The organism is Veillonella sp. 3310 (assembly GCF_003999875.1).
Lineage (GTDB): Bacteria > Bacillota > Negativicutes > Veillonellales > Veillonellaceae > F0422.
In genome coordinates this window covers 41,256-61,160 of the sequence record NZ_RQVJ01000007.1, presented here as the reverse complement: position 1 = coordinate 61,160, position 19,905 = coordinate 41,256, and the positions used below count along the sequence as shown (strand labels likewise).

General features: G+C 39.1%; 22 protein-coding genes and 1 other RNA gene. 22 read left to right on the top strand and 1 reads right to left on the bottom strand.

The genetic code is table 11. The features are described from left to right. Nucleotides 1-49 precede the first annotated feature (49 nt). The 14 genes from EO127_RS08125 (at nt 50) to EO127_RS08060 (ending at nt 11,125) form a co-directional block, all read left to right on the top strand. The gene (locus EO127_RS08125) at nt 50-1,159 is read left to right on the top strand and encodes a Nif3-like dinuclear metal center hexameric protein (RefSeq protein WP_127448875.1); all 1,110 of its coding nucleotides are present in this window, start codon (nt 50-52) and stop codon (nt 1,157-1,159) included. A gap of 66 nt (nt 1,160-1,225) precedes the next feature. Beyond that, an RNA gene (rnpB, locus tag EO127_RS08120) (RNase P RNA component class A) lies at nt 1,226-1,579 on the top strand. Between the two features lie 43 nt (nt 1,580-1,622). Continuing rightward, on the top strand, nt 1,623-1,940 hold the full coding sequence (locus tag EO127_RS08115; RefSeq protein WP_127160943.1) for a co-chaperone YbbN: 318 nt from the start codon (nt 1,623-1,625) through the stop codon (nt 1,938-1,940). A 133-nt stretch (nt 1,941-2,073) separates the two neighbouring features. After that, complete coding sequence (locus tag EO127_RS08110) at nt 2,074-3,216, top strand: hydrogenase small subunit (protein ID WP_127448874.1); 1,143 nt, start codon at nt 2,074-2,076, stop codon at nt 3,214-3,216. Further along, nucleotides 3,216-5,117: a nickel-dependent hydrogenase large subunit gene (locus EO127_RS08105; protein ID WP_127448873.1), complete on the top strand. Its 1,902-nt coding sequence runs from the start codon at nt 3,216-3,218 to the stop codon at nt 5,115-5,117. Before EO127_RS08110 ends, EO127_RS08105 begins: the two co-directional genes overlap by 1 nt. Nucleotides 5,118-5,132: 15 nt before the next feature. Beyond that, nucleotides 5,133-5,849: a Ni/Fe-hydrogenase, b-type cytochrome subunit gene (gene cybH, locus EO127_RS08100; protein ID WP_127448872.1), complete on the top strand. Its 717-nt coding sequence runs from the start codon at nt 5,133-5,135 to the stop codon at nt 5,847-5,849. Further along, nucleotides 5,830-6,339 (top strand): HyaD/HybD family hydrogenase maturation endopeptidase, encoded by a 510-nt coding sequence (locus EO127_RS08095; protein WP_127448871.1) that lies wholly within the window; start codon nt 5,830-5,832, stop codon nt 6,337-6,339. Before cybH ends, EO127_RS08095 begins: the two co-directional genes overlap by 20 nt. A gap of 45 nt (nt 6,340-6,384) precedes the next feature. Next, nucleotides 6,385-6,762, top strand: a complete 378-nt coding sequence (locus tag EO127_RS08090; protein WP_127448870.1) for a hydrogenase expression/formation C-terminal domain-containing protein — start codon at nt 6,385-6,387, stop codon at nt 6,760-6,762. A gap of 464 nt (nt 6,763-7,226) precedes the next feature. Continuing rightward, a complete protein-coding gene (locus EO127_RS08085; RefSeq protein WP_127068248.1) occupies nt 7,227-8,069 on the top strand; it encodes a fumarate hydratase in 843 nt (280 codons plus the stop codon). A gap of 14 nt (nt 8,070-8,083) precedes the next feature. After that, entirely contained in the window at nt 8,084-8,644 is a 561-nt protein-coding gene (locus EO127_RS08080) for a Fe-S-containing hydro-lyase (protein ID WP_127448869.1), read from the top strand. A 70-nt stretch (nt 8,645-8,714) separates the two neighbouring features. Continuing rightward, a complete protein-coding gene (locus EO127_RS08075; protein ID WP_127448868.1) occupies nt 8,715-9,020 on the top strand; it encodes a DUF898 family protein in 306 nt (101 codons plus the stop codon). Between the two features lie 109 nt (nt 9,021-9,129). Then, entirely contained in the window at nt 9,130-9,594 is a 465-nt protein-coding gene (locus EO127_RS08070) for an NfeD family protein (RefSeq protein ID WP_127448867.1), read from the top strand. Nucleotides 9,595-9,602: 8 nt separating this feature from the next. After that, nucleotides 9,603-10,610 carry a flotillin-like protein FloA gene (floA, locus tag EO127_RS08065; protein WP_127448866.1) on the top strand — a complete coding sequence of 336 codons (1,008 nt, stop codon included), beginning with the start codon at nt 9,603-9,605 and terminating at the stop codon, nt 10,608-10,610. A 20-nt stretch (nt 10,611-10,630) separates the two neighbouring features. Continuing rightward, complete coding sequence (locus tag EO127_RS08060) at nt 10,631-11,125, top strand: hypothetical protein (RefSeq protein ID WP_127448865.1); 495 nt, start codon at nt 10,631-10,633, stop codon at nt 11,123-11,125. Between the two features lie 232 nt (nt 11,126-11,357). Here EO127_RS08060 and EO127_RS08055 read toward each other — a convergent pair whose 3' ends face one another. Next, nucleotides 11,358-12,590 carry an FprA family A-type flavoprotein gene (locus tag EO127_RS08055; RefSeq protein WP_127448864.1) on the bottom strand — a complete coding sequence of 411 codons (1,233 nt, stop codon included), beginning with the start codon at nt 12,588-12,590 and terminating at the stop codon, nt 11,358-11,360. A gap of 234 nt (nt 12,591-12,824) precedes the next feature. Between EO127_RS08055 and EO127_RS08050 the strand changes: the two genes are divergently transcribed. The 8 genes from EO127_RS08050 (at nt 12,825) to EO127_RS08015 (ending at nt 19,819) form a co-directional block, all read left to right on the top strand. After that, complete coding sequence (locus EO127_RS08050; RefSeq protein WP_127448863.1) at nt 12,825-13,715, top strand: LysR family transcriptional regulator; 891 nt, start codon at nt 12,825-12,827, stop codon at nt 13,713-13,715. Between the two features lie 11 nt (nt 13,716-13,726). Then, nucleotides 13,727-14,308: a xanthine phosphoribosyltransferase gene (locus tag EO127_RS08045; RefSeq protein ID WP_127068242.1), complete on the top strand. Its 582-nt coding sequence runs from the start codon at nt 13,727-13,729 to the stop codon at nt 14,306-14,308. An 84-nt stretch (nt 14,309-14,392) separates the two neighbouring features. After that, a complete protein-coding gene (locus EO127_RS08040; RefSeq protein WP_127448862.1) occupies nt 14,393-14,941 on the top strand; it encodes a hypothetical protein in 549 nt (182 codons plus the stop codon). A gap of 68 nt (nt 14,942-15,009) precedes the next feature. After that, nucleotides 15,010-15,474, top strand: coding sequence for a hypothetical protein (locus EO127_RS08035; protein ID WP_127448861.1), 465 nt, complete (start codon nt 15,010-15,012; stop codon nt 15,472-15,474). Nucleotides 15,475-15,736: 262 nt separating this feature from the next. Further along, nucleotides 15,737-16,096 carry a helix-turn-helix domain-containing protein gene (locus tag EO127_RS08030; RefSeq protein ID WP_009353094.1) on the top strand — a complete coding sequence of 120 codons (360 nt, stop codon included), beginning with the start codon at nt 15,737-15,739 and terminating at the stop codon, nt 16,094-16,096. 277 nt (nt 16,097-16,373) lie between these two features. After that, a complete protein-coding gene (locus tag EO127_RS08025; protein ID WP_127448860.1) occupies nt 16,374-17,360 on the top strand; it encodes a D-glycerate dehydrogenase in 987 nt (328 codons plus the stop codon). 140 nt (nt 17,361-17,500) lie between these two features. Then, nucleotides 17,501-19,204, top strand: coding sequence for a glutamine--tRNA ligase/YqeY domain fusion protein (locus EO127_RS08020; RefSeq protein WP_127448859.1), 1,704 nt, complete (start codon nt 17,501-17,503; stop codon nt 19,202-19,204). 9 nt (nt 19,205-19,213) lie between these two features. Then, nucleotides 19,214-19,819 carry a hypothetical protein gene (locus EO127_RS08015; protein ID WP_164742324.1) on the top strand — a complete coding sequence of 202 codons (606 nt, stop codon included), beginning with the start codon at nt 19,214-19,216 and terminating at the stop codon, nt 19,817-19,819. The last annotated feature ends 86 nt before the right edge of the window (nt 19,820-19,905 follow it).

The window sequence follows — 19,905 nt, the reverse complement described above, 5'->3', positions numbered from 1 at the left end:
GAGTATAGAATGTTACAGTATGCCTTGAAATGGTGGATAGGAGGTATATATGGTTACTATGAAAGATATTGCTCAAGCAATTGAGCGCCGAGCGCCATTGCAGTTGCAAGAGTCTTGGGATAATTGCGGATTACAAGTGGGATCTTTGAGTTCCCCAGTACAACGAGTATTAACAGCCCTAGATGTAACGCCAGAAGTAGTGTCAGAAGCGATAGAGCGGCACGTGGATACCATCGTGACACATCATCCGATGATCTTCAAAGGTATTAAATCTATTAATACGGATACGATGCAAGGAACGATGATTAAAGATCTATTATGCCATGCCATTAATGTGTATAGTGCGCATACGAACTTAGATGTCACAGAGGGTGGTCTCAATGATGAAGTCGCTAGACGACTGGGGTTACAAGATATACAAGGGCTAGAAGAAACAGGACGAGACGTAGCTTATAAAGTGGCTGTCTATGTGCCGGTTACGCATAGTGAACAACTTCGCCAAGCTATGGGCGATGCAGGGGCAGGTCATATTGGTGCCTACAGTCATTGCAGTTTTTCTGTTGGTGGAGAAGGGAGATTCTTGCCCTTAGAAGGGACAAATCCTTTTATCGGACAGGCGGGAATGATGGAAGCTGTACAGGAAGAACGAGTGGAAACGGTAGTTCCTGCAAAGCTATTAGGTCAGGTTTTAGCTTCTATGGAAAAAGTTCATCCTTATGAAGAGATTGCCTATGATGTAGTAGCATTAGAGAATGCCTATGATGCACATTATATTGGGCGTATTGGCAATGTATCGCAGCCACTATCGATAGAGGAGTTCAAAGAACTATTACAATCTGTATTCCCTCACAGTGAATTGCGTTGGGGTGGGGCTAAGAAAGCAGAAGTTCAGCGCATTGGTCTATGCACGGGTAGTGGAGCAGAGTTCATCAAGATAGCAGCCAAGCAAAAAGCGGATGTCTATATCACTGGGGATGTAAAATACCATGATATGCAACTGGCAAAAGAATTAGGCATCACCGTTGTGGATGCGGGCCATTATGGTACAGAATACATGAGCCAAACCTTGTTGAAACGAATGATAGAAAATACGTTTACTAATGGAGAAGTAGAAGTCATAGAAAGTAAGGTACAAAGAGATTTTTTCTTTGAAGTCTAGGCAGTTTAGGTTATAATATATAAGAGAGGTATTGACCCTCTTGGTGGTCTATGCTAGACTTAAACAGTAAGTATGAAAGGCGATTGCAAGTCTACTTGACTTGAGGAAAGTCCGAGCTCCATAGGGCAGGATGCCGGCTAACGGCCGGCGTGGGTGACCATAGGGAATAGTGCCACAGAAAAGTAAACCGCCACCTTCGGGTGGTAAGGGTGGAACGGTCGCGGTAAGAGCGCACCAGATACATGGTAACATGTATGCTCGGTAAACCCCATCCGGAGCAAGGCCGAATAGGAAAGGGTTAAGGGTTGCCCGCCTACCTTTCGGGTTGTGCCGCTTGAGCGTATAGGCAACTATGCGCCTAGAAAGATAATCGCCACTGCGAAAGCAGGACAGAACTCGGCTTATTGATTGCTTGCTCAAAACCGCTCTTCGGAGCGGTTTTGTTATTGTAGGAGGTATCGTTATGAAATTAGAATCCATTAAAACCTATGAAGAGTTTAAATCCATTGTCAAAGGGGATGACGAAATCGTACTAGCTTGTTTTACTGCAGAATGGTGTGATCCATGCAAGTTGATGAAAGAAGAATTAGATGTGTTGCACGATGAATTGCAAGGTGTGGCACGCATGATTGCCATCGATATTGATGAATCGAAAGAGATTGTCTTAAAAGAAGATGTACAAGGGGTACCGACGATTATTTGCTATAAAAAAGGAAAACAAAAAGATCGTATCGGTGGCTATAAAAAAGCGGCCTCCGTACGTAAGTTATTAAAACTATAAATTAGGGGTATAAAATTATTTTTATAAAATAGTGATTTATATTCTATAGAGTACAAGTGTTTCGTGGTATACTATGTGTATTACGTTAATTTGTATAGACGCTATAAAGTTATTGCAAGAAAGGGGCTTTTTTGTGAAAGAATCATTGAATAGTCTTTGGAATTTATTCCAAGAACGTAAATTAAGCCGACGTACGTTTATGAAATCCTGCGTAGCGTTAACCGCTATTTTAGGGTTGCCACCAGCATTGACAAATAAAGTCGTAGCAGCGGCAGAAACAAAAGAATTACCTACGGTGATTTGGTTGCATGGTCATGAATGTACAGGATGTGACGAATCTTTCATTCGTTCCACATCGCCTTTCGCATCTGATGTGATTTTAAATATGATTGCCTTAGAGTATGATGACACCTTGGCTGCCGCATCAGGGGAACCATTTGAACATCATTTACATCACTTGTTAGAAAGTAAAAAAGGTAAGTATGTATTGGCCGTTGAAGGTGGCGTTCCATTGGATGAAAATGGCTCGTACTGCCAAGTTGGTGGACGTCCATTTGTAGATGTATTGAAAGAATGCGCTGAGGGTGCTGCTTTCATCATCGAATATGGCTCTTGTGCAGCTTGGGGTGGTATTCAAGCAGCAAAACCAAACCCAACGAATACAGTATCTGTTTCTTCTATCGTAAAAGGCAAAAAGATCATTAAAGTACCAGGATGCCCTCCGATTCCAGAAGTGATGACTGGTGTGATTATGCATTATGCTTTATTTGGTGAGATTCCACCTCTTGACGTAGAAGGAAGACCAAAACAATTCTATGGAAATCGTATCCATGATACTTGCTACCGCCGTCCTTTCTTTGATTCTGGATTGTTTGTGGAACACTTCGATGATGATGCATCTAAAGCTGGCTGGTGTTTATATAAAGTAGGTTGCCGTGGACCAGAAACATATAACTCTTGTGGCAATTTGCGTTGGTGGAATGGTTTGTCCTATCCAATTCAATCTGGACATGGTTGTATTGGTTGCTCTGAAAAGGGATTTTGGGACAATGACAACTTTTACCAACGATTACCTCATATTCATACACCAAATACCATCACTGATGTGGATACATTAGGAACCGTAGCAGGATTTGGCGCCTTTGGTGCAGTTATCGCTCACGGTGGTATTACGTTAGCGAAACATAAATATGATTCCATCCAAGAAGAGAAAAAATATTTAGCAGAACAAGAAGCGAAACAAAAAGAAGCGGAACAGAAAGGTAGTGACCAATAATGAAACGAGTTGTAGTTGATCCAGTGACCCGTATTGAAGGTCACTTACGTGTAGAAGTCAGTGTTGACGAGTCCACAGGTAAGGTTCAAGACGCCCTATCCAGTGGTACAGCTTGGCGTGGTATTGAATTAGTAGCAAAAAATCGTGACCCTCGTGATGTGTGGGCTTTTGTGCAACGTATTTGTGGCGTATGTACTTCTACGCATGCTTTGGCCGCTCTTCGCGCTGTGGAAGATGCATTGGGTATCCAAATCCCTAAAAATGCTAACTATATCCGCAATATGATGCATAGTTGTTTAGATGTACATGACCATATTGTGCATTTCTATCATTTGCATGCTCTTGACTGGGTAAGCCCAGTAGAAGCGTTGAAAGCAGATCCTAAGAAAACGGCAGAATTGCAACAACAAGTATTAGATACTTACAATGTGAGTGGATTGCAACCAAACGATTTGGAATCTTCCACATCCGCCTACCCTAAGGAGTTCCCTAAAGGGAATGCTACGTATTATGCAGCTGTCCAAACAAAAGTGAAAAAAATTGTAGAAAGTGGTCAATTAGGCATTTTCTCCGCCCAATGGTGGGATCATCCAGATTATCAATTATTGCCTCCAGAAGTGCATTTGATGGCTATTTCTCACTATTTGACAATTTTGGATCGTCAACGTGATATTGTGACACCACATGTTATTTTCGGCGGTAAAAACCCACATCCTCATTACATTGTAGGAGGTATGCCTTGTTCTATTTCCATGGATGATATGAATGCCCCTGTGAATGCAGCTCGTTTGGCAAGTGTGGACGAATCCATCTCCTTGGCGAAAGATTTGGTGAACTATTTCTACTTACCAGATTTGTTGGCTATTGGTCATCTATATGTGAAAGCCGGTATGGTAGACGGTGGCGGATTGGCGAAAAAACGCGTCTTAGCCTACGGTGGCTATCCAGATGATACGTTCACTGGCATCAGCAATGGAGATTATTTCAAAAAAGCTCTAGTTCGTGCGAATGGTGTAGTAGAAAACTTTGAGCTTGGTTGGGAAAAAGCAACATTTACAGCACTAGAAGGGGAAGATTTGATGAACCCTGACTTCTTGTCAGAAGAAATCAATCATTCTTGGTTTGAATATCCAAATGGTGAAACCTCATTGCATCCAACAGAAGGTGTAACGAAACCAGCTTTCACAGGTCCTAAAACAGGAACCAACAAAAAATGGGAATTCTTGGATGAAGAGAAAAAATATTCTTGGATTAAATCCCCTACTTTCAAAGGTAAAGCTTGCGAAGTGGGCCCATTGGCAAAATATATCGTTGTCTATGTAAAAGTAAAACAAGGCGTCATCAAAGACCCAACTTGGGCTGAAAAAATGATGGTGGACCAAATTGATGCGGTGTCCAAAGTATTGGGCGTGCCAGCTCATGTATGGTTATGTTCCACAGTGGGCCGTACGGCAGCTCGTGGATTAGATGCACAAGTGGCAGCTAACTTGAGTCAACATTTCTACAATCGTTTAGTGGAAAATATCAAAACTGGTGATACTGTAGTGGCGGATACGCGTAAATTTGATCCTAATACTTGGCCAAAAGAGGCAAAAGGTGTAGGCGTACTAGATGCTCCACGTGGTGGCTTAGGCCATTGGTGTGTCATCAAAGATGGTCGTGTAGATAATTATCAATGTATCGTACCAACTACTTGGAATGCGTGCCCTAAAACAATTGCTGGCGAACATGGTGCATATGAAGCAAATATGATGGATACAAAAGTTAAAATTGCAGATAAACCATTGGAAATTTTAAAAGGTATTCATTCCTTTGACCCTTGCTTAGCATGTGCGACACACTTGTATAATAAAAAAGGTGAAAAAATTGTATCTGTTAATACAGATGCCCTATGTAAATAGGGAGGAGGCGCATCTATGTTACCATTAAATAAAAAGCCTTACCGTGTATTTAGTTTATGGCTCCGCATTTTTCATTGGACCATGGTGCTTTGCGTAACGGCTCTATTCTGGACTGGCTTATACATTGGAAATCCAGGGTTCCAAGCTACACCAGGTAGTGTGGAACCGACAATCGCAGTGGGCGGTTGGTTCTCTATGGAAATGATTCGCAAGATTCATTTCATTGCAGCCTTTATTTTAATTGCCTCCTTGGTATTTCGTATTTACGGAGGAATCCGATATCGTGGTGATCGCTTGTTCCCACGATTCCATAAAAAATCCTATTGGATTGGCATTTGGGATACTATGAAACATTACATGATGTTGCCACAACAACGGGAGCATCGTTTCTTACGTAACTCTTTGGCTCGTACAAGTTACGTGGGTGTCTATGTGATGTTGTTTTTAGAAATTTGTACAGGTCTTGCTATGTATGCACAAGTGTATCCAGATACTTGGGTGGCACAAATTTTTAATCCAGTGAATTTGTTATTTACAGAATATCAAGTGCATATGATTCATCATTATATTGCTTGGGGATTCTTGTTATTTACTATTATTCACGTATATTTGGCATTCCGAGAGGATGTTATGGAAGAATCTGGAGAAGTATCCAGTATGGTTTCAGGTATGAAATTTTACCCTACAGATCCAGAAGATATAGAGGACTTATATGGACCAAATAAAAAGTAATCCCATCGTACTATTAGGGGTAGGCAATATTTTGCTCACTGATGAGGGATTCGGTGTCCATGTGGTGAACCAATTACGGGAGGATTATGTATTTAATCCTCCTATTACCATTCTAGATGGGGGAACCATGGGCATGGAGCTTCTTACCTATATGCGAGGTATGACAAAATTACTATTAGTAGATGCTATCAATGGTGGTGATGCACCGGGTACAGTGTATGAGTTTCCACATGAGGAAATGAATAGTTATTTTACAGAGGCTATTTCTGTGCATGAGGTAGGAATGCAAGATATCTTACGTATCCGTGCGTTACAAGAAGATCCTCTAGAGGATGCCGTTGTCATCGGTGTAGAACCTGCAAGCTTAGAATTAGGCCTTACTTTGAGTGATGCTACGCAAGCTGCGGTAGCTGAAGTGAAAGAACGGGTGCTGAGGGTTTTATCTAATTGGCATGTAACAGCTACCCCTGTGAATGAAAAAAAGGCATAGGATGCTACACAATATGAAACTGTAATGATTAGATAAGGAGTTTCTATGCAAAATGAATTTGGCCGTGTAAAAGCGGTATTTCAAGAATTAAAAAATGCTCTGCAACAGTTGCGCAAAACAGGTGAAACCTATACGATTTATGTGGAAAACACTGGGCTTACGATGGAAGAACAAGTGGAAGTGTTAGAAACATTAGGTCGTGGTGATGTAACAATACATCTAAAGGATACAGATCAACCGGTAGAGTGGTATGAATCTACCATTCGTGGTGTATGGATTGGCACTTTCCGCAATGGTCGAGATGAAGCCATTCTCTATACCATCGAAGTATGTCGCTATCCAGAGCTAGCAGGTGCTTATGACGAAGATATCATTGGTGGGGAAGCAGATTTACAAGAGTGGATCGAAGCAGCGGACCTATAATTGGTATGATTGTCTATAAAAAATGTTACACCTATTAGGTGTTTACTGATGTTTACTATATCAATAAATCATAGTTGACATTATTTTTAAAAGAAAACATATAAAAAAGTATAGATAAAACTCTTTCATTATAATTTAGTGAGAGAGTTTTTCATTTGCGGGTACAATATTTTATGCTTAAACATAGTAGATTTTAGTAGGAAATAACGCATTGATAAGATTAAATATATGTGTATTTTAAATGGTTTATAAAGGGTGGATGTTTGTCCATCTGATGGATGTGGCATAGGATTTATAATACCTCTACAAATAGAGAACTATATGCATTTTTCAATAAATGATAATAGATTCTATCATAATAAACAGTTATAGCACCTATTCTTAAAGAATTGAAAAAGATAAGGCATGGTGTTACAATAATACACAAGAGAAAGGTCTCTGTTTTAAGTTGAGGAGGGATTACTTTGCGTAACATTCACGTTGAGAAAGTAACAGAAAAGGTAGCAGAATTATGTATGAATGCAGCATATCATCTTCCAAAAGATATGTATAATGCATTGAAAAAAGGCTATGAATGTGAGAAATCTCCAGTAGGTAAAGGGGTACTAGATCAAATCATTAAAAATGCGGAAATCGCTGATGCTGAAGATCGTCCAATCTGCCAAGATACTGGTCTTACTATCGTATTCTTAGAAGTTGGTCAAGATGTTCATTTTGAAGGTGGAGATCTTGAAGAAGCGGTACAAGCTGGTGTAGCAAAAGGATATGTTGATGGATATCTTCGTAAATCCGTAGTAGCTGAACCTTTGTTCAACCGTGTAAACACTAAAAATAATACTCCAGCAGTTATTTACACTAAAATTGTTCCAGGCGACAAAGTTGATATTAATGTAGAGTTAAAAGGCTTTGGTTCTGAAAACAAATCTGGCGTAAAAATGTTGGTTCCTGCTGATGGCGTTGAAGGCGTTAAAAAAGCAGTTCTTGAAATCGTTAAAAAAGCTGGCCCTAACCCATGCCCTCCAATGGTACTAGGTATTGGTATCGGTGGTACAATGGACTATGCAGCATTCCTTTCCAAAAAAGCTCTTCTTCGTTCTGTAGAAGTACGCAATGCACATCCTGAATATGCAAAATTGGAAGAAGAAATCAATGCAATGGTTAACAAAACTGGTATCGGACCTCAATTAGGCGGTACAACAACAGCAGTTTCCGTTAATATCGAGTGGGCAGCAACACATATCGCTGGTCTTCCTGTAGCAGTAACTATCTGCTGCCACGCTAGCCGTCATGCTCACGGTGAAGTTTAAGAGGGGGAATAACCATGGCAGAACAAATTCGTATTCAAACACCTTTAACTGAAGAACAATCCCGTAAATTAAAAGCTGGTGATATGGTTCTTATCTCTGGTAAAATCTATAGTGCTCGTGACGCAGCTCACAAAGTAATGACTGAAGCATTGGCACGTGGCGAAGAATTGCCAATCGATTGGCATGATAAAATCGTTTACTACTTAGGACCAAGCCCTGCTAAACCAGGAGACCCAATTGGTTCCGCTGGCCCTACAACATCTGGTCGTATGGATGCTTACACTCCAACAATGCTTGATCAAGGTATCAAAGGCATGATTGGTAAAGGTTCCCGTAAACCAGAAGTTATCGAATCCATGAAGAAAAATGGCGTAACTTACTTTGCAGCCGTTGGTGGTGCAGCAGCTTTAATTGCTAAATCTATTAAAAAATATGATGTTATTGCGTATGATGACTTAGGTCCAGAAGCTTTGGCTGAATTAACTGTAGAAGATTTCCCTGCAATCGTTGTTATCGATAGCGAAGGAAACGATTTCTACGAAATCGGTCAAGCTCCATACCGTGAAGACGTTTAATGAATCACTAAGAGGCTTTCTTTAGAAGGCCTCTTTTTGTATTACATATGTATTAAAGAGGAGAATAGAGATGACAGAATCTAGATTTGAAGGGACAGTATTGGGATATATAGGATATAGCATTATAGCTAGTTTAATCAGCATATGCACATTAGGTATTGGACTTCCTTGGGCTATCGTAATCTTTCATAAATGGGTTTGTGAAAATACAATAGTTGATGGTAAACGACTCTATTTTGATGGTACGGGTTCTCAATTATTCGGCAATTATATAAAATGGTTTGTTTTAACTATTATTACATTGGGGATTTATGGGTTCTGGTTATTTAATAAAACTACACATTGGGTTGTGAAACATACGCATTTTGCAGATTAAAAGGTAAAAGCTAGTATAGAATGTATTCTATACTAGCTTTTTCATCTTTTATATAAAAAGATTGTGATATAATACAGGTAGGTTAGTATATAACTAGAAAGGAGAGATTATGATAGGACTTATAGTAAGTGGTATTATTTTGCTCCTCATCGAAATGATGATACCTGGGTTTGGTATCTTTGGTCTAACAGGCCTGTTGCTATTTCTCTGGGGTATTTATGATTGGATGGGTGGAGGCCCTATGGCATTGATCACGGTTACAGTGCTTTCAGTGGTAGGTGTACTCTTGTTATGGTGGATTGTGTCGATTTTCCCTAACACACGGTTAGGAGAGCGATTGACATTACGGTTGCAATCTACGAAGGAAAAAGGCTATGCTAGTCATCCTGACCCTAATCGTTGGTTAGGTAAGGTTGGAGAAACCAAAACGGTATTACGGCCAGCAGGGACGATGATAGTGGAAGGAACATTCCTCGATGTTGTCACCGATGGCGAGTTTTATGAACCGGGTACAGAGGTAAAGATTATTTCTGTTACAGGTGGTCGTATTGTAGTGAGAGCTACAGATAGATAGGAGGTACTATGGAAACAATTATTGGAACTGTGGGATTCATTGTTTTTCCGATTATTCTCATCATCGGCATTTCTTTATTTTTACATTTTGTCCCATTAGGACTTTGGGTATCTGCCTTAGCAGCAGGCGTGAACGTAAGTATTATGACCCTCATTGGTATGCGCCTTCGTCGTGTATCGCCGTCTCAAATCGTGCTTCCTTTGGTGAAAGCCAATAAAGCAGGTTTAGATGTGACAGTAGACCAATTAGAGGCCCATTATTTAGCGGGTGGCGATGTAGACCGTGTAGTTGATGCGTTGATTGCGGCAGAACGGGCGACTATGGAGTTAACCTTTGAACGTTCTGCAGCCATCGATTTAGCGGGTCGTGATGTATTAGAAGCGGTACAAATGTCGGTCAATCCAAAAGTGATTGAAACACCAATTATTTCTGCAGTGGCTAAAAATGGTATTGAACTAAAAGTTCGTGCCCGTGTCACAGTGCGTGCTAATATTGACCGTTTAGTGGGTGGTGCTGGTGAAGCCACAATCATCGCCCGTGTTGGGGAAGGTATCGTTACTACTGTAGGTTCCTCTGAAGAGCATACGGACGTGTTGGAAAATCCAGACCATATTTCTCGTACTGTATTGAATAAAGGTTTAGATGCAGGTACAGCTTTTGAAATCTTATCCATCGATATTGCTGATGTGGATGTAGGACGTAATATTGGTGCTCAATTGATGACAGACCAAGCGGAAGCAGATAAAAAAATTGCCCAAGCCCAAGCGGAAAAACGCCGTGCTATGGCGGTAGCGCAAGAACAAGAAATGCGTGCCCATACACAAGAAATGCAAGCAAAGGTAGTAGAAGCCCAAGCAGAAGTGCCAAAAGCCTTGTCCCAAGCGTTACGTGAGGGTAATTTAGGGGTTATGGATTACTATTCGATGAACAATATTATGGCGGACACTAAGATGCGTGAAAGTATTTCTGAAGGTGATTATGCGTCTACTATCGATGGTAAAGGTACACATGAATAAAATGGAGGAGGTATCCGATTATGGAAATAGGGATACTCATTCTGATTATCTTAGGTTCCTTTATATTTAAAAAAGGAAAGCCCAATGAAGAGTCTTCACAAAAACCAGTTCCGAATAAGGATATGACTTGGGAGGAAATGGAAGAATACTACGGGATTACACTGTCACGGGATTCAGATGAATCTGTGAAAATGGAGCCTGATGTAATGAAGGGAACTACCTCTGAAAGGGCTGAGAATACAAGTAATTCAATGGGTGTGGATACCTATGAGAAACCGGTAGATTCGTCGAGATACACTACAGAGGAAATGTGTGCTGAAGTTCATGAACGAACAGGAGATACAAGAAAAAATTTTGCAAGATCATCTGTTGAAGAGGTTCGGGAAAAAAGAACTGGTTATCCTAGTACCTCTAGGCAGGAATCTTTGCGTTTGGCTGCTAGGCATGGCATGGTGTGGTCTATGATTTTAGAAAAACCTAAAGGAGTACGTATGTTACGCCGCCATAATCGATAGCAGTGTAGTAGTATCTATGGAAAATAGCTATCTTTACTGCAGTGGGATATATATGCACAATTGATTGAGACTTACATTCCGGACTAGATAATAAGCTATATAGTATATATAAAGATGAGCTGTTATGATGGGGAATCCCCTTCATAACAGCTCATTTTTCCTATAGCCCCACATATATTTGGTTCGTGCATAATCTAAAAGCGACCCTACTTAGTAGAGTCGCTTATGTTGATTATAAAGTTTTAATATCTGTTTCTTCTAAGGAAGTAACGATAGCATCAGCTAATTCTTCAAACAATGGTAATTGTTCGTCGTGTAATGCCCCTTTAATATCAAGTGGTGTACCAACGATTTCCATGTTTTTGAATTCGTTTGTGAAGTACTCAACCATGCGTTTCATAGCACCGGATGCCCAAGAGTGGTTGCCGACGATAGATACTTTATGGTTATGGAAGTTTAATGCATGTAATTCATGTAATAAGTTTTCCATAGTCAAGTACAAGCCTAAGTTATAGGTTGGCGACATACATACTAAATGGCTATATTTCCATGCATCAGAGATTATGTAGGATGGATTTGTTTTAGATACATCGTAAATACGGATATCTGTTACACCGCGTAAAGACAATAATTTTGCCAATTGTTGTGCCATTTCAGCAGTGTTGCCGTACATAGAACCGAAAGCGATGACAACGCCTTTTTTCTCAGCATTGTAAGTGCTCCAGTGCATATATTTATTAAGGATGTAAGAGATGGTTTCAGGAGTTCTCCAGATTGGTCCATGAAGTGGAGCAATGATTTTAACATCTAAAGCAGATGCTTTTTTCAATGCGTTCTGTACTTGTGCACCGTATTTACCTACGATATTTGTGTAGTAACGACGAGCTTCATCCTCGTAAACACGATCGAAATCTAATTGATCAGCGAAGATGTTGCCGTTAATAGTGCCGAAGGTACCAAATGCATCCGCAGAGAATAAAGTACCAGTTGTTGCTTCATACGTACAAGTTACTTCTGGCCAGTGAACCATTGGCATAGTATAGCTGTGAAGTTTATGGCGACCAAGATCGATGGTGTCACCTTCTTTTACTTCATAGTAGTTCTCAGGCGCTGGACGGCCATAGAATTGTTCAAAGAAACGGAATGTAGTTTTGTTACCTACCATTTTTACATTTGGATAACGGTCTAGTAATTCGACTAATGTTGCACAATGGTCTGGTTCCATGTGATTTACGATTAAATAATCTAACTCACGACCATTCAATAAATGTTCTACATTGTCAAAGAATTCTTGACGAATGCTATCATCTACAGAGTCTACGATACATGTTTTTTCGTCATCAATAAAATAGGAATTGTAGCTTACACCATTTGGAATTGGGAATAGATTTTCAAATCGTTCAGTGCTCCAATCGTTGCTACCAATCCAATAAATATGATCAGTCAATTTTTGTGCGCAATGCATAGTTAAATTCCTTTCATACATACGGGGGATTGTTATGCCCCAGATTTTCTTATCAAATATATATTACTAGTTTATAAGCTAGAACGCAACTATTTTATATAGGTATATAAGAAATACATAGATAAAGTTCAATTTATAATTTGACAATAGTTATAAATGTAGGTAAACTTATAAGCATATATAATAGTAAAATATGATAAAAATGATATGATTTCATAGTGGATTGAGGTTATTATGTCTGTATCTGCAGAATTACTGCGTGCCTTTGTAGGTGTAGGGTTGCATTTATCTTTTTCGAAAGCAGCCAAAGCAAATGGTGTTTCTCAATCGGCCATCAGTCAAAGTATTAAACAGTTAGAAAAAGATTTAGGAATTCCTTTATTTGAAAGAACAACTAAATCAGTAGCTTTTACAAAAGCAGGGCGTGAACTCTTTGAAACGTCCGTAGAAGCTTTTTCTATTTTAGATAACGGAATTGTAAAATTACAGGAACGATTATCTCGTGAATATAAAAGTTTACACTTGGCGGCTACAGATACATTGAGTAAACATTTTTTATTGCCTGCTTTCAAAAGTTGGCAAGAGAAAAAATTAGACATTAGTCTACGAGTGACCAATCGGCCGTCACGAGAATGTGTGGCAATGATTGAATCTGGAGAGGCTCAAATTGCTGTAGTGAATGCCTATGATGAGCTATATGATAACAATCATCTTGAGGTGATGGAACTAGCATCTATGCAAGATATATTTGTAGGAGGCACTACGTATCAAGATGAGTCAAAGGTTTGGACCATCGATGATATTATGGCAGAGCCTTTGTTGCTGCTGACAATCGGTGCTAGTAGTCGAACATTTTTTGATGCAGTTACGTATAATCGCTGTACAAGTCCGGCCTTTGAATTAGGCAGCTTAGATGTACTGATGGATTTGGTAGAAATTAATTTAGGCATTTCTCTAGTGCCTGAATTAGTAGCTAGAGAGAAATTAAAACTTGGTTCATTAGTGGAACTGAAAACAAATTTGCAGATTCCTGAACGGCGTATCGTACTGGTACGGTCTAGGATGGATGCATTAACAGAAGGCGTTTCGCAATTTATCAATATATTGAAAGACAGAAAACAATAAGGAGGATCATCGTGGAATTATTAAAACAACGTATTGATGCAGAAGGTATTGTATTGAACAATCGAGTGTTGAAAGTAGATGGATTTTTAAATCATCAAATTGATCCTAAATTGTTTGTTCAAATTGGCAAAGAAATTGCTAAGCAATTTGAAGGACGAGGTATTGAACGTATCGTTACTATTGAAGCCTCTGGGATTGCTATTGCTTTGCAAGTAGCTATCGAATTGGATGTGCCATTGGTATTTGCGCGTAAGAAAAAATCAATTTTGATGACAGAAGATGTATATCACTCTGTGGTATATTCCTATACAAAAGAAGAAAACTACGATGTCACGATTTCTAAAAAATTCTTGCCTTCTGGTGAAAAAGTATTAATTATTGATGATTTCTTAGCTAGTGGTGAAGCAGCTATGGGATTAGCAAAGTTAGTAGAAGGTGCAGGGGATACAGTGGAAGGCATTGCTATTGTCATTGAAAAATCCTTTCAACCAGGTCGTGAACGCTTAGAAAAAGCAGGCTATGATGTGCACTCCCTAGTGCGTATTGCGCGATTTGAAAATGATCGTTGCATTTATGTAGAAGATGAAAAGTAATAATGATTGAAATGAAACCTAATTTTGTGGTATCATTATGGTAATGAGTTTTAATTTACATGTAATAAAAATGGAGATAAGACAGTGAACAAAAAAGCGGAATTATTTCAACAGTTTATTGAAGAAAATGAATTAACAAATCTTTTCACTCTTCGCGAGATTGAAAATGACCCATATAATACAGTAGTATTTGATGCAACTGTAGAATACAATGATATTGTATTCCCATTGTTTGTGGTATTAGATGATACACCATTCGGCTTTGTTCGTTTAGAAATTGCAGGTGGTCGTTTTACCCCAGAACAACGAAAAGCAACATTAGATGTATTGAATCAATTAAATAGTGAATTTAAATGTTTCAAACATTATTTGATGGAAGAAGATGGATATGAAGCAATTCTTCTAGATGTAAGCGTATTGAGTGGAGAGACATTCGATCCTGCATTGGTAGCATATACCATTTTTGAAGTATTGTATCCACATACACAAAAAGATTTAACACGTATTATTGCAGCTGTGGAAAGCGTGAAAGTAGAATCTCCTGCTGAGGATGTAGCGACAGAAAAAACGACTGAAGAAGCTTCTAAAAAAGCAAGTAAACCACGTAAAACCACAAAATCTAAAAAAGGTTAAGATGTAGTAAAACTAACTTATATGGGCATTGTGACAAACAATGCCCTTTTTTTAACGAGGTGATATCCATGAATGAAAAGGCTAGAGTATTTGAACAATTTCTTGTAGATGAGAAATTGACATGCTTTGAAAAACGTGAAGTGGGAGATGAAGATCATACAGTTGTATTTCGCTCCTATGTACAAACAGAACTAGGGGATATTCCCGTGTTCTTATTATTAGATGATACGATCTATGCTACCATTCGCTTATTGATTGGTGCCGGCGTTGTGACTAAAGAAAATCGTCAAGATATCTTAACGTTTATCAATCGTGAAAATAGTACATATAAAAGTTTTAAATACTATATTGAAGAAGACGATGATAGTGTGTATTTAGATTGTATTAATCAAAGTGCTAATTCTAACTTTGATCCACGGTTGTTATATGTATTAATGACTCAAATTGTTGAATACATCCCAGGAAAAATTCAAACTATTGGCGAGGTATTCCGTGTTGAGCAATTACCGCCACCAGAACATGCACATGAATGATTTAAATAATTAATGAGTGAAAATGATTAGAATAAAATAAAAACCATCACTTTTGATTGAAATTAATCAAAAATACGCATGTGCACTTGGGATAAACAATTCAATTCGTGTAATGTAATTCAAAAATGCTAAAAAATGTAGAGAGATACACAATTCGTGAGATGTGAAGTAGTGGTTTTCTATAGCATATCTATTGTATCTCATGCTATAATAGGGATAGGTTATTTATACTATAGATTCACGTAGTATAAGGGGTGATACAATGGCATTAGGTGAAAATTTAAGACATGCCCGTAAACGGATTGGGCGGAGTCAACTAGATGTGGCTCGTGATATTGGTATTAGTAATGCTGCCCTGTCAAATTACGAAACAGGATATCGAGAGCCTGATTTGGAAACCTTAAAGCGATTAGCTAATTATTATGATGTAACGATTGATGAATTGGCAGGCAATGCAAGCATGGCCAGAGAAATTCTTTACGATTTGAGTAGCATCGTAAAAAATGGGCGAATTGCACACAATGGTGTAGAATATGTATTAAGTGATTCACAACGATTAAAATTGAGACGCCAAATTGCACATGCATTTGAAATGTTCAATGAAGGAAAATCCAATTGGTAGGATAAACATGTTATTCTAGGGACGTTTGTGGAATAGCATATCATCGTATAGAAAGCGTAGAAGCTCTCGGGTACGTTTGAGAGTGCAAGTTACTGTATCTACAAAATGAAAAGCACAGTTCTATGAAAATAGGACTGTCTTTTTTATTGTCCAAGTATATATGATATAATTTACTGAAGAGGGTTCGTGCCTATTTGCAGTAGCGGAGGAATGAATCTTATAGAATATATTCATACAGTATATAGATAGATAAGACGAGTGAAAGCGAGGTTGAACTATGGATAAACCAGTTGTAGTAGTGCCAGGGTTGGTGCGCAAAGATGCAGTGGCTTATTTGAGCGAGCATGTGACAGTACGTCAGTGGACAGAAAAAGAAAAGATGCCTAAAGAAGTATTAAAGGAATGGCTTCGTGATGCAGATGGTCTGTGGAGCATTAATCATTTTACAGTAGATGAGGATCTAGTGAAAGATGCACCTAATTTGAAAGTAATTGCACAAGCCTCTGTAGGATATGATAATATTGATGTTGATGCTTTAACAGCGCGTCACATTCCTTATGGCAATACGCCTGACGTATTGACAGAAACTACGGCGGAGCTAGCTTTCACATTAATGGCAGCTGCGAGCCGTAGAATTTATGAGAATGCTCAATTTGTTAAGGATGGTAAATGGGCTGAACGTCCTTCTAATATAAAAGGGAAGGATTTAAGTCGTATGACATTGGGTATTATTGGCATGGGTAAAATTGGTGTGTCCGTATCTCGTCGAGCACGTGCTTTTGGAATGACCGTGCAATATCACAATCGTAATCGCCGTAATGATGATAGCTTGTTGATGACCACCTATGTATCCTTAGGAAAGCTATTAACTACTAGTGATGTGATATTAGTAATGGCTCCATTGACAGAAGAAACCTATCATTTAATCGATGCAGAGGCCTTTGAAATGATGAAGGAAACAGCATTACTTGTGAATGTAGGCCGTGGAAAAATTGTGGACACTGATGCATTAGTAAAGGCATTAGAAACGGGTCAAATTGACTATGCCGCGCTAGATGTGGTGGATCCAGAACCAATTGGGGCAGACCATCCTTTACTTAAAACAGGCAAATGTTTAGTGGTGCCACATATTGGGTCTTTCACAGATCGTACACGAAAAGATATGGCGATGTTAACGGCGAATAATCTGATTGCTGGTGTGCATGGTAAACCACTGTTGACTTGTGTTAATGAAAGTGTCAATTATAAGGCCACTGAGGAGTAGTTTCTGGTGTTTTAACAGGTGTGCTAGAAAATGATGAGATTCATAAGAAACCGATGAAACATAGCTAGTCCTGTGGTATAATAAAGAGAATGTGCAGAACGTGCACTTGTGTATAATCAATGTAAGAGAGGAAGAATCACATGGAATCGAAAGAGACGATGATGAGTACGGAAGAAACAACGCCTCAAACTATTAACTTTATTGAAGCGATTATTAATACAGATAATGAAGAAAATACCTATGGAAAACGTGTGCATACACGATTTCCACCAGAGCCAAATGGGTATTTACATATTGGACATGCAAAATCCATTTGCCTAAATTTTGGCCTTGGGAAAACATATCAAGGGCTAACTAACTTGCGTTTTGATGATACAAACCCAGTGAAAGAAGATGTGGAATATGTAGAGTCTATTGAAGAAGATGTAAAATGGTTGGGTTTTGAGTGGTATGGAGATGTGCATTATGCATCTGATTATTTTGGTAAACTATATGAATATGCCCAAGTGTTGATCAAAAAAGGTAAGGCTTACGTAGATGATCAAACACCAGAAGAAATCCGTGCTAATCGTGGTGATTTTACAACACCTGGTACGAATAGCCCGTACCGTGATCGCAGTGTAGAAGAAAATTTACGACTCTTTCAAGAAATGAAAGAAGGTAAATACAAAGATGGGGAAAAAGTATTGCGTGCCAAGATTGATATGGCGGACCCTAATATCGTGATGCGTGACCCTGTATTGTATCGTATTTTGCACGCTGACCATCATCGCACAGGTTCTGAATGGAATATTTATCCTATGTATGACTATGCGCATCCGGTATCTGATGCGATAGAACGCATTACCCATTCTGTATGTACCTTAGAGTTTGAAGTGCATCGTCCACTATACAATTGGGTATTAGAAGATTGGGAAGATACAGAAAAACCAAAACAGATCGAATTTGCTCGCTTGAATGTAACAAATATGGTCATGAGTAAACGTAAATTGCGCCAATTGGTTGAATTGAATCTTGTGAGCGGTTGGGATGATCCTCGTATGCCGACGATTTCTGGTTTGCGCCGTCGTGGATATACACCAGAGTCCATTCGTGATTTCTGTGAGCGCATTGGTGTAGCCAAAGCAGATAGCCTAGTAGAAGTAGGCTTATTAGAGTTTTGTATTCGTGAAGATTTGAAATTGAAAGCTCCGCGGTACATGGCAGTGTTGGATCCTGTAAAAGTTGTCATTACTAACTACCCAGAAGGTCAAACAGAAACATTAGTGATCGAAAATAATACAGAAAATGAAGCCATGGGCACTCGTGAAGTGACATTTGGTCGTGAAGTATACATCGAACGTGGTGATTTCATGGAAGAGCCGGTGAAAAAATTCTTCCGCCTAGCACCAGGTAAAGAAGTACGCTTAAAAGGTGCCTATATCATTGAATGTCAATCTGTGGTTAAAGATGACAATGGCAATATTACTGAAATCCATTGTACCTACGATCCAGATACAAAATCTGGTACAGGATGCCAAAAGAAAGTAAAAGGTATATTACATTGGGTAGAAGCATCTACAGCAGTGGATATGGAAGTACGTCTTTATGACTATCTATTAAAAGCTGAAGATGATGAAACAGCAGATAAGGATTTCTTACAACAGTTAAATCCAAACTCTTTAGAAGTGAAAGCTGCTAAAGGGGAAGCTGCATTCCGCACGACACAAGCAGGTGACCACTATCATTTCTTGCGTACCGGCTATTTTGTAACTGATAAAGATAGCACACCAGATCATATCGTAATGAATCGTACCGTAGGTATGCGTGATACTTGGGCTAAACTACAAAAGAAACAAGGTTAGGCGAATACCATGAGTAGAAATATAACATATCTTTCATGGGCGATAGTTTTTGCTTGGTTTATGACTAGTATGATGACTAGTGTAGAAGCAGCGGATAAGGCGTCTATCAAATGGCCGTCCACCATGTTGGTGCAAGAAAGCTCAAGCAATAGTATCCTTTCTTCTGGGGTAGGAAAACCGTTAGAAGAGGGGTTACGTGAAATTGGCATTGATATGAGTACATCGTATCAGATACTGGATAAGCGAGGGAATAATTACTATTATGCCCGCTATGGAGAAGGAGCTTTGCTCTATGGGTTTGGTCCACAGAGAGAATCTTGGTTTCCTACAGTAACATCGGTTGGATCAAAATACGCGATATCTATGGTTCAGGACTATGAAGCCTATGTAAAGGAGCATCCAGAACTATTCAAGCTGGTTGTACCATTTCGAGAAGTAAAAAAGAATGTATACATAGGTGAAATCATTGTGAATACATGGTTCAAACAAGTGGAATACCCTATGTATCTGCAGATTGCATTCTTCACAGATGGAACAGGGGCACCACGGTTACGATATGTCATGACCCATGTGAAAGATGAAATGCTGAGAAAACAACTAAATTATTTATTATAAACAAAAGTTGCAAACTTTAAGAGTGACTATAGGTCTAGAGGACGTTGAAATAGTGATATCTTAGAGAATGCAACTTTTGTTTTTAA